This window comes from Rhodococcus sp. MH15, from assembly GCF_019266045.1.
GTDB classification, from domain to species: Bacteria; Actinomycetota; Actinomycetes; order Mycobacteriales; family Mycobacteriaceae; genus Rhodococcus_F; species Rhodococcus_F qingshengii.
The window spans coordinates 1-4,830 of the sequence record NZ_LPNP01000032.1; the positions used below are offsets into that span (position 1 = coordinate 1).

4 protein-coding genes are annotated in these 4,830 nt (G+C 64.0%); 1 reads left to right on the top strand and 3 read right to left on the bottom strand.

What is annotated here, in order from left to right; translation table 11 throughout:
* Positions 1–92 precede the first annotated feature (92 nt).
* Complete coding sequence (locus ATN37_RS00350) at positions 93–860, top strand: HNH endonuclease family protein (protein ID WP_021334716.1); 768 nt, start codon at positions 93–95, stop codon at positions 858–860.
* 31 nt (positions 861–891) lie between these two features.
* Here ATN37_RS00350 and ATN37_RS00355 read toward each other — a convergent pair whose 3' ends face one another.
* Genes ATN37_RS00355 through ATN37_RS00365 form a run of 3 tightly spaced genes read right to left on the bottom strand, consistent with a single transcriptional unit; the run spans position 892 to position 4,636 of the window.
* Positions 892–1,290, bottom strand: coding sequence for a DUF6262 family protein (locus tag ATN37_RS00355; RefSeq protein ID WP_021334717.1), 399 nt, complete (start codon positions 1,288–1,290; stop codon positions 892–894).
* Positions 1,291–1,308: 18 nt separating this feature from the next.
* Entirely contained in the window at positions 1,309–3,468 is a 2,160-nt protein-coding gene (locus ATN37_RS00360) for a site-specific integrase (RefSeq protein ID WP_080656790.1), read from the bottom strand.
* Positions 3,461–4,636, bottom strand: a complete 1,176-nt coding sequence (locus ATN37_RS00365; RefSeq protein WP_021334719.1) for a tyrosine-type recombinase/integrase — start codon at positions 4,634–4,636, stop codon at positions 3,461–3,463. The genes ATN37_RS00360 and ATN37_RS00365 overlap by 8 nt, the downstream gene beginning before the upstream one ends.
* Positions 4,637–4,830 lie beyond the last annotated feature (194 nt).

Consider the following 4,830-nt stretch of genomic DNA (forward strand, 5'->3'; position numbering starts at 1 on the left):
CACGTGTTATCAGCAGCTTTGTCAAGGAGTCTTCCTCTTTCTGCTGGTCACTATGTCGATGACATGCCGCTCACTGCTGTGGTGGCCTTGTGATGCGCCAGCGCGTGACCGGGGTCGCGGCGGTAGCTGCGGCGTTCGTTGTCACTGTGTCTGGTTGCTCGGTCCTTCCCGCTGATGGTGGGTCGGTATTCGCCGCTCCGGTGTCGGGAACTTCTGCGCCTGGTGTGCAGGTCGATGAGGCACTGTCGGCGCTGGATCAGCTTGCGGTGAAGGGGCGTGCGCCGAAGACGGGGTATGCGCGCAGCGAGTTCGGGGTCGCGTGGACTGATACGAACACCGTTATGTGGGGCGGGAACTCGCTGAGTACTCGCGAGGACATATTGTCCCGTGACCTTGTGGACGTCACGTGCAAGGTCCGCTCGGGTGTGGTCTCGCCGCCGTGTGTGGTGCAGTCGGGAGTTCTTCACGATCCGTATACCGGGACGACGGTGAATTTCGTTCGTGGGGAGACGACTTCGCCGCTCGTCCCGATCGAGCATGTCGTCGCTCTTGGTGATTCGTGGCAGAAGGGCGCGCAGCAGTTGTCGGCCGCCGAGCGGATCGATCTGGCGAATGATCCGCTCAATCTCATCGCTACCACGCAGGCTCCGAACTCGGCGAAGAGTGATTCGGATGCCGCATCGTGGCTGCCGCCGAACAAGGCGTTCCGTTGTGCTTATGTGGCCCGTCAGGTCGCGGTCAAACTCCGGTATCGACTGTGGGTGACCCAGGCGGAGAAAGACGCGATCGCCACCGTCCTGTCGACGTGTCCCGGACAGGCGCTTCCCGCCGATGCCGAGGCAGCGGGTCGTGTTTCGTGAACGAGCGGCGAAATCGCTTACCCGCAGGGCGCTAGCCGGAGTCGGTGAATCGTCGCCGCAGCGCGAGGTTCTCGCCGTGGGCGACCGCGAGCGCCGTGCGCAGCTCGCCGACCTCTTCGGCGTGCCGCCGTTTGAGTTCCTTGAGCTGCGAGGACAGTGCTCTGACTGCGGACGGTGCAGACTGCTGTCCGGGTTCGGTCATCTGTTCCGGAGTTGTTCGGCGGTGCGACCGCCTGGTGCGGAGGTCGTTGATCTTCGTGCGCAGGTCGGGCTGGTTGTAGAGGAAGTCGGTGGAGACCTTGGCGCGGCGAGCGACGGCCGCGAAGGTGACCGGCTCGCCTGCATTGCTGAGTGCCAGCAGCGCCGCGTCCGCGCGGGCTCTGGTCTCGGTGTGGCGCGCTCGCGCTGCGGCGGTGAGGTGTTCGGGCACGGGCTGGTTCTCCTTGCTCTAGATGGTGGTTCCGGGGCCGCGAACGGCCTTGTCGGTGGCGGAGACGTCGTTGATCGAGAGCAGGATCCGGTTGAGCGAGTCGACCTCGATTTGGCGGCCGTGCAGCCAGATGTTCGTCTCGTCCATCGGGGCGCCGTACTTCGCGGTGAACACTGCTTGCCGGTGTTCGATCAGGGTTTCCGTGTCGGTGAGTTGGGTCCGCAACTGCGGGGCGTGAGTGGAGTCGGTGACGAATTTCGAGCAGGACAGGCAGGCGTTTCCCTTATCGCACAATTGTTTCGGTGGGAGCGTGCACCAGCCGTTGGGGAGGATGCGGTCGGCTCGCTTGTCGAGCTGGATCAGGTCGTAGAGGTCGGAGCTGTCGATCGAGGCGGTGCGGCCGTCGCGGGTGACTTTCTTGTATCGGAGGAATTCCTCCTCCATGGTCTGAGCGGAGGTCACGGCGTAGTGCAAGGTCATGTCCGGAGAGATGTGTCCGAAGTAGCGCATCACGACGTGCAGCGGCACTCCGGCGTTGATGAGGTTGGTCGCGGCGGTGTGCCGGAAGCGGTGTGTCTTGGAGACCGCGACCTGACGTCCGACGGAGTCTCTGATGTTGAGCAGGCTGGTGAGTCTGCTGAACCGCAGATGCATTGTCGGAAGCGGGTAAGGCTTGTCGCCCAGTCGGTTTCGGGTCGTGCGAAGGAACAGGTATTTTGGCGTGACGTCAGGGTTTCCGAAGTGTGCCATCATTTCTCGGGCGTGCTTTTGTTGGGCTCGGATGATCGTGACGATCTCCTCGTCCACGGGGATCGTGGGTGCGAGGTTCGATTCGATCTTGGTCTGTTGATACCGCATCCGGGCGACGAATCCCGCGCTGTCAGGATCACTGTCTGTGCGCGTGCGCAGGATCGGTTCGAGTGGGTCGAAGTCCATCATCAGCACCTCGTTGGCGCGACGTCCGGTGCGCAGCAGAAGCATCATGATGTGGAAGGCTTGCAGGTCGCCGAGTCCGCCCTCGTTCACGGGCTGTGCGAGCAGGCCGCTGCCTTCGGCGATCTGCGCCATGACATCGTCTTCGAGGACCATGCCGTCTGCCTTGACGTTGGCCAGGCGGGGCTTGTCCTCGGGGCGGAAGAGCACGCAGTGCTCGGGTCGCAGAGTGGCCCAGGCGCTGATGCCGAGTTCGGTGGCGGCTTCGTCCCGGTGGTCATACATGAACTGGTAGAACTGTTCGATCGCGGTCATGATCTGGCGGCGTGGGTTCGTCGCCAGCGGCTTGCCCGCGCGCGCCCCGGACTCGATGCGGTGTGCGAGGAGCAGGTCGCAGAAGCCGCGGATGAAGCCCCGCAGGCGGTGTGGATCGGTTGTCAGGCACGGGCCCTGATCGGCGGTGGTGTCGATGTAGCGTTGCAGCCATTTCAGAGCGTCCAGGCGCGATTTGATCGTGCTCCACGAGTACCTTTCCGTGGTCAGGCCCGCCGAGAGCCAGTACTTCGCTCCCTCGCGCAACCACATGCTGGTCAGGTTGGTGAAGTGCATGGTCGTGCGACCTTGCGGTTCGTGGTCGCGTTGGGGCACCCTCGGGTCGAGGCTGGGGTTCCAGACGTTCAGCTCCCACCACGGGCCGCGGTGATAGGCGTATCCGAGCACGGCGGCCATGTGCCCGAGGCGGTAGGTGCCGCCTTTGAACGCAGACTCGCCGATCTTCTCACCGCGCATCTGAGCCTTCCGTGCGGATCTCACCCACTCGTCCGGCGAACGGTGCAGCAGCGATTGCGCCGACCGGCACTCGTCGTCGTGATGCATCGCGGCGCGCAGCAGGGTGAAGACGGCATTCGTCTCGATGACGCGGACGAAGTGACCCAGCTCGATACGCCGATGAATGATCCAGGCGATTTCCCAGGTCATCGGCTCCGGCAAACCGCGGAAGTTCAGGTAGCAGGAGGTCCAGCCCCCACCGACGTTTACTTCGCGGATCGCCGGTCGGTAGTGCGCCGGCATCGTCTTCTTGTCGAAGTGATCGCTGCGGCATTCTTCGGGCAGAGAGTCCCAGAGCCTGCGGGCGATGGTGAGGTCGAACATGTCCGCTAGTGCCAAGCCCGGATCGATCTGGTGCAGTCTCTTGGGGCTGCGCGACCAGGACGTGATTGCGGGATCTGTTGCTGGGCTAAGCATTCGGATACTCCCATCCGGCGACGTATTCGCGCCAGTTCGCTACCGAGGCCAGCTCGGCGTCCTCGGTGACGTGGCCGTAGATGTTCATCGTGGTCTGCACGCTCGCGTGGCCGAGGCGGCGACTGACGGTGTGGACGGGGCTCCCTGCCAGCAACAGCGCAGTGGCGTGGGTGTGCCGAAACCAGTGCGGTGTCATCAGGTTCGGGAAGTCGTTGTCGCGGTGCTTCATCGAGCGCAGGTGCGCATAGACCGACTCGGTGCGCAGCGGCGCGAACAGCGGGTTCCGCATCACGTTGCAGAAGATGTAGCTGCTGTCCCAATCATCGAGGGCCACATCGGCGCCTCGATCGCACAGCCACCACACGTAGTCGGCGTAGAGCCGATCGAGCCGCGACCCGATGTGGACCTCGCGCTCCCCGGACTTGGCGGACAGGCCGTGCGGGTGCACCCTGCTCACGATCGCGACCCGGGCGCTCTTGCCACCGATCCCGGTGATCCAGTCGCGGTGCTGCAACGAGAGGGCTTCACCGATCCGCATGCCCGATTCCGCCAGGACTGCCCACAGGAACCGATATCGCAGGTCACCTCGCCACTCCTCGAGCACCGGGTCGTAGCTGGCCTCGGCATCTTGGAGGGCGTCGATCGTGGTCGGCGTCAGAACCGGGATGGCCTTGCGGGCGGCGCGGATTCGGATAGTTGCGCGCTTCTGCGGCGCTCGCCTGGCCACGTGCTCGAGGAACGAGAGGTAGCGGCCCGATCGGACCTGGGCTTGCTTCCACAGGAACGGCGCAGCGTCTGTTCCGCTGTCGGCCTGGTAGCGGTAGAAACTCATCACCGCGCGCATGCGGAGGTTCACCGTGCTGTCGCTGAGCGTCGGTCGGGGGCGGAGTTCGCGGACCGGCGAGTCCAGCTCGCCGTAGCGCAGGGCAGAGATGAAGTCGCCGAAGTCGTGCAGCTTCACCGCATCCCACGATGTGCCGGTCACTTCCAGGAACGACCACCACTGGGCCAGGCTCTGTGCGTAGGCGCGGGTCGTGTTCGGCCGGAAGTCGATTTGCCGCCCGTACTCGAGGTATGCCTCGACCGGCTCAACGAGACCGAACGATCTGTCGATCACCGTCCAGGTCGTTGCACCGTCGCTGAGAGTGACACGTTGCGCTGTAGCCATCAGCCCGCTCCCGTTCGCCTGAACTCGAAGCTACGCCCGACCCTGCCTGATTCGATGCACCCGAACGGTGCGTGTCGGCGGTGTCATCGGCGTACCTCGCTGCCTGCAGATAACACCGTCGCCCACATATCCCGAATCCGTGGAAGGAAGCCCAGGATGATGTCAACGGCACTACCTACTAGCTACGGATTACA